Source organism: Aquabacterium sp., assembly GCF_049274795.1.
GTDB lineage: Bacteria > Pseudomonadota > Gammaproteobacteria > Burkholderiales > Burkholderiaceae_C > Aquabacterium.
The window spans coordinates 1-4,914 of sequence record NZ_JBASTH010000004.1 but is presented as its reverse complement, the minus strand read 5'-3'; the positions used below and the strand labels follow the sequence as shown (position 1 = coordinate 4,914).

The window sequence follows — 4,914 nt, the reverse complement described above, 5'->3', positions numbered from 1 at the left end:
TAGTTCCGGTCGATCTCGTCGTCGACCATTCCGTGCAGGTCGACTACGCAAGCACCAGCGACTCGCTCCAGCGCAACATGGCGATGGAGTTCAAGCGCAACCGCGAGCGGTACGAGTTTCTCAAATGGGGCATGCAGGCGTTCGACGGCTTTCGCGTGGTGCCCAGCGGCATTGGCATCGTGCACCAGGTCAATCTCGAGTACCTCGCGAAAGGCGTTCTGGAGCGTGACGGCGTGTACTTCCCGGACAGCCTCGTCGGCACCGACTCGCACACGACGATGATCAACGGTATCGGCATCGTCGGCTGGGGCGTCGGTGGGATCGAGGCCGAGGCCGGAATGCTCGGCCAGCCCGTCTATTTTCTCACGCCCGACGTCGTCGGCGTCGAACTCTCGGGCTCGCTCAACGAGGGCGTCACGGCGACGGACCTGGTGTTGCGGGTCACCGAACTGCTGCGCGCGGCGGGCGTCGTCGGCAAATTCGTCGAGTTCTACGGCGCTGGGGCGGAGTCGCTCTCGGTCCCCGACCGCGCGACGATCAGCAACATGGCGCCCGAGTACGGAGCGACGATGGGTTTCTTCCCGTTCGACGATCGCTCCGTCGAATACATGCGGATGACCGGCCGTGAGCCGGTCGACATCGAGGCGGTCGTCAGTTACCTCAAGGCCCAGGGCCTGTACGGGATTCCCCGACCGGGTGAGATCGAGTATTCGACCGACCTGGCGCTTGACCTCGCGAGTGTGACGCCGAGCGTCGCCGGACCAAAGCGCCCGCAGGATCGCATAGAGCTCGGTGATCTGAAGGAGCGGTTCGTCGAGCTCTTCCAGGCTCCGGCCGGCGATAGTGGTTACGGCAAGGCGATCGATGAGCTCGGCATGGCGTTCCCGGCAACCTGCGCGGTGCACGGCCCCAACGGGACTCGCACCGTCAGCGGCGGCGGCGAACAGGGGCAGGAGAGTCTCTCGGATCGGCAGGAGACGCGCGACACCAATGAGACCACCGAGTACGAGATGGTCAACAACCGTCCGACGCCCGACCTGATCCAGCTTGACGATCCGGCGGCCTCGGACCGGAGCCGGCGTGTCGCGGTCGATCTCCACCACGGAGACGTGCTGATCGCCGCGATCACCTCGTGCACAAACACGTCGAACCCCTCGGTGATGCTCGCGGCCGGGCTGGTCGCCAAAAAGGCGGTTGAGAAGGGCCTGACCGTCAACCCCGCGGTCAAAACGTCGCTGGCACCGGGTTCACGCGTGGTTAGCGACTACCTCGACCAGACCGGTCTTCAGCCGTTCCTCGACAAGCTCGGGTTCAATCTCGTCGGATACGGCTGCACGACCTGCATCGGCAACTCCGGCCCGCTTGATTCGGGCATCGAACAGACGATCACGGAGAACGACATAATTGCGGCGAGTGTGCTCAGCGGCAACCGCAACTTCGAGGCCCGTGTGCACCAGAGCATCAAGGCGAACTTCTTGATGAGCCCGCCGCTGGTCGTCGCCTTCGCGCTTGCCGGGACAGTCGAAACCGATCTCGCGACCGAGCCGATCGCCACCACCGCCGACGGCGATGTGTATCTGAAAGACATCTGGCCGACGCTCGACGAGATCCGTGCGCTGATGTCCCGGGCGCTCGACCCCGACACGTTTCGCCGCCTCTACAGCGACTTCGCCGAGCAGAACCCGCTCTGGAATGAGATCCCGGGCAAGACCGGACACGTCTACGCGTGGGACCGCGATTCCACCTATATTCAGGAACCACCGTTTTTCGAGGATTTTTCGATCGAGCCGGTCCCGGTGGCGCCGATCCACGGCGCTCGCGCGCTGGCGATCCTCGGCGACTCGGTCACCACCGACCACATCAGTCCGGCCGGTGCGATCAAGAAGGATTCGCCGGCCGGCCGCTACCTGGTCGAGCACGGGGTCGAGCCGTTCGAGTTCAATAGTTACGGCTCGCGCCGCGGCAACGATCGTGTGATGACCCGCGGAACCTTTGCCAACGTGCGCATCCGCAACCTGATGGCTCCGGGAACCGAAGGCGGCGTGACGGTCCACCGCAACGGCCAGACCGAGCAGATGGACATCTTCGACGCCGCCGCCAAATATGCCGAGGTCGGTAAATCGCTGGTCGTCTTCGCCGGTAAGGAGTACGGCTCGGGCAGCTCGCGCGACTGGGCCGCCAAGGGCACAAGGTTGCTCGGCGTACGTGCGGTGATCGCCGAGAGCTACGAACGGATCCACCGCAGCAACCTCGTCGGGATGGGCGTGCTGCCGTGCCAGTTCTTGAACGGCGAATCGACCCATTCGCTCGGCATCGACGGGTCGGAGCGATTTCACCTCATCGGTATCGAGAAGGGGGTCGAGCCGCGGCAGCGGCTGACTTTGGTGATTCACCGCGCCGACGACTCGGTACACGAAACAAAGGTCGTCGCGCGGATCGACACGCCGATCGAGATCGAGTATTTCGAGCACGGGGGGATCCTGCCCTACGTGTTGCGCCAGCTCGTCGCGCAGGCCTGACCGGCCGCGCAGCCGGCCCCCTGCGCTTACTCGTAGCTGACGGCCTCGACGATGTTGGTTTTCGCCGCGCTGCGCGCGGGCAGTACGGCGGCGAGCACCCCGAAGACGACCGAGAGCAGCGCCGAGGTGACGATCACGCCGATCGGCGGGGCGTAAACGAAGGTCGAGGACGATTTGGAGAAGCCCGTGACGAACACTCGGCCGAGAATCAACCCCACGACCAGTCCCATCAGCACGCCCGAGATCGTGATCATCAGGCTCTCGCGAGTGATCATGCGCCGGATCTGCCGGCGGCGAGCGCCGATCGCGCGCAGCACGCCGACCTCGCGGGTGCGCTCGATCACACTGATGAACATTGTGTTCATCACGCCGAGCACGCCGATCAGGACTGCGACGAACATCAGTGCGTAGAAGAAACTGAACCCCTGAGATTGCTGGCGTTCGATCGCTTTTTTCTGTTCGCTGGAACTGGCGACGTCGAGTTGCGGGAAGTCGCGCAACTCCGATTCGATCGACTTTTGCACACGCCCGCCGTCGGCGCCGGGCGTGACCTTGATCGCAAGCACGGAGTCGTTGGTCAATCCATAGACCTCCTCCGCAAGCTCCAATGAGACCTTCAATCCGACCGTCGCCTGCGCCGTCGTCGGGTCGAGGCCGACGACCGGGACTTCGCGGGCTCCGGCGATGCCGTCTAACTCGATCTTGTCGCCGACGGCGATCTTTTGCTCCTCCGCGTAGCCCTCGTTGACGACAACCCCGCCTCGGGCCATCCCGGCGTAGACGGCGCCGGTGGCGGCGCCGATGTACCGCGTGCCGTCGATTCGTTCACGCGTGGCCGGGTCGATTGCGCTGAGCAGGGTCTGCTTGCCGTCGACCCCGTCCTCGATGAAGAGTGATCGACGCGGTGAGACGGTCTCGACGCCGTCGATGCCGGCGATCCGCTTGGTCAGCGCCGGAGAGATGTTCTGCTGTGGGCCGCCGAACTCATTGAACCCCAGCGGTTGCACGGTGATGTCGCTCTTGAAGCTGCGGTCGAGTTCGTCTTTGATCGACTTGACGGCGCTCGACGCGATCGAGCCGAAGGCGGCGACCATCGCGAAGCCGACCATCAGGATCGAGGCGGTGGCCGCGGTGCGGCGGGCGTTCATCGTCACAGAGTCGGCGGCGAGGCGGCCCTCGACCGGTGCGAGCAAACGCATCGGCCTGGCGAGCGCACGGGCGATCCACGGGACGATCGCCGGGGCCACGAGGATCGTGCCGGTAAACAGGCTGAAGATCCCGCCGATTCCGGCGATTACGACGTGGAACGGGGTTGTCTGGGCGGCGGCCAGGACGTAGGAGCCGGCGAAGCCGACGACGATCAGGACGGATCCGATCGCGAGACGCGCGCTGAGGCGCGGACGGTCGGAGCGCCGCTCCTCGTTGACTGCTTCCATCGGCGATATGCGGCCGGCGCGGCGGGCCGGGATGACCGCGGCGACCACCGTCGCCACGACCCCGATTGCCATTGCGCTGACGAACGCCGAGACGGGATACTTGACCGACCCAAACGGCACGCCGAACCGTTCGACCAGCGCGATCAGGCCGACCGACAACACCAGGCCAAGCAGACAGCCGGCGATCGAACCGAAGAAACCGAGAAACAGCGCCTCGCGCAGGATCGAGCGGGTGATCTGCTTGCGCGACGCGCCGATCGTGCGCAGCATCCCGATCTCGCGGACCCGCTGGGCGATCGTCATGCCGAAGGAGTTGAGAATCAGGAAGCCGCCGACGAACACCGAGATCGCTCCGAAGAAGTTGAGGAACACCGAGAAACCCTGTAGCGAATCGACGATCGCGTCGGAGAGGTCCTTGGGCGTCGAGACCTCGATGCCCTCGTCGAGGTTTGCGGCGAGCTTTTTCTTGACGTTGGCGACCGTCGCGACTTCGTCGGACGTCGTCTCGACGTCGATCTCGTTGAAGCCGTCGGGCGTGTCGAAGGCAGCGCGCGCGGTGTCGATCGGGGTGCGGGCGAATCCCTGGCCGCCGAAACTGAAACCGTCCCTGAACTTGATCAGGCCGACCACCGCGAAGCGCTCGGCGCCGGCCGGGCCGGCGAGATCGATCTCGCCGCCGACCTTGACGTTCTGTTTCTTAGCGAACTCTCGGTCGAGGACGATCTCGTTTCCGGTCTTGATGTCACGCCCGGCGTCGAGCGTGCCGCCGGAAAAATCCGTCGCCTCCGGGTCTACGCCGCTGAGAAACAGGCGGTCTTCGGGCTTTTTGGAGGCCCGGCCGTTCTTGACGATCGAGGAGATCGTCTGGATGATCCCACTTGCTCCCGCCACGCCTTCGATCGAACGGACCTTCTCGAGCGTCGAGTCGGGGATGATTCCGGCGCTGTTCTCGGTCGAGA

At 64.9% G+C, this 4,914-nt stretch carries 2 protein-coding genes; one reads left to right on the top strand and one right to left on the bottom strand.

The annotated features are described in order from the left end of the window. Positions 1-2,519 (top strand): aconitate hydratase (locus WAQ08_RS00565; RefSeq protein ID WP_422188697.1); only part of this gene is annotated, 2,519 nt, incomplete at its 5' end. A 26-nt stretch (positions 2,520-2,545) separates the two neighbouring features. Here the strand turns inward: WAQ08_RS00565 and WAQ08_RS00560 are convergent. Next, positions 2,546-4,914 (bottom strand): ABC transporter permease (locus WAQ08_RS00560; protein WP_422188696.1); only part of this gene is annotated, 2,369 nt, incomplete at its 5' end.